A 751-nucleotide genomic window follows, 5' to 3' on the forward strand; every position below is an offset into this window, starting at 1 on the left:
AGGGCCGCAATTTTAGTGGATATTTGAGATAATTTTTTCTGAATCTGATTTTGGTTCTAGGTTGTAATTTTATCTAATTGATTAGATTCTGAGCCTGTTTTTACCTCTCTTGCTATTCTTTTACCCATACTCATTGACTCGTTAAACAAAAGTGAGTAGTACGGTGAGCCATCCATGTAGATATTACTTCCTGCAACAATTCTTGCTGAAAATTCAAATGATGTGAATTTTGCATTTTCATCATAAACTCCCTCAATACAAAATGGACCATTCATCCCAGGGGCAACTATTCGTTTTGAAGCTTCCACAAAATTCTCTCCCATTGTATACACTTCATCTAATAATGATTCTCGTAAAACTAATGGACTGTTTCCAATGACGTTAAATGATGGAACTTTGCTTAATTTTAGTTGCTGCTCTGATGGAATTCTAGCCAACCCTTCTATGTCTGATTCGTGTCTTTGGTCAACTCCGAAGAATTCTAACTCTTCTTTTAATGGGGAATAAAAGAATTGTAAATACGCTAAAACACCTGCCGCATACTCTTGAATGTAAAGTATCTCGTCTTTGGAAATAGTACCTTCTGAAATTAATTGTTCTCTTTTTTGTTATAATCGTCTTCGTTTGCTGCCATGAAATATCCTTTACCTCCAGCAGCTCCTTGTCTTTTTACAATAACTAACTTGTCAATATCCTTGGGGTTTGTCACCGGCTTTGGAACTGGAAGGCTTGCTTCTCTCATTAGTTTTTC

Annotated in this window: 1 protein-coding gene; it reads right to left on the reverse strand. The window is 36.0% G+C overall.

The genetic code is table 11. From position 1 onward, the window contains the following. Positions 1-56: 56 nt before the first annotated feature. A complete protein-coding gene (locus BD31_RS00080) occupies positions 57-590 on the reverse strand; it encodes a DUF1297 domain-containing protein (protein ID WP_306459939.1) in 534 nt (177 codons plus the stop codon). Positions 591-751: the final 161 nt, after the last annotated feature.

Origin of the sequence: Candidatus Nitrosopumilus salarius BD31 (assembly GCF_000242875.2) — an archaeon.
Taxonomy (GTDB): domain Archaea; phylum Thermoproteota; class Nitrososphaeria; order Nitrososphaerales; family Nitrosopumilaceae; genus Nitrosopumilus; species Nitrosopumilus salarius.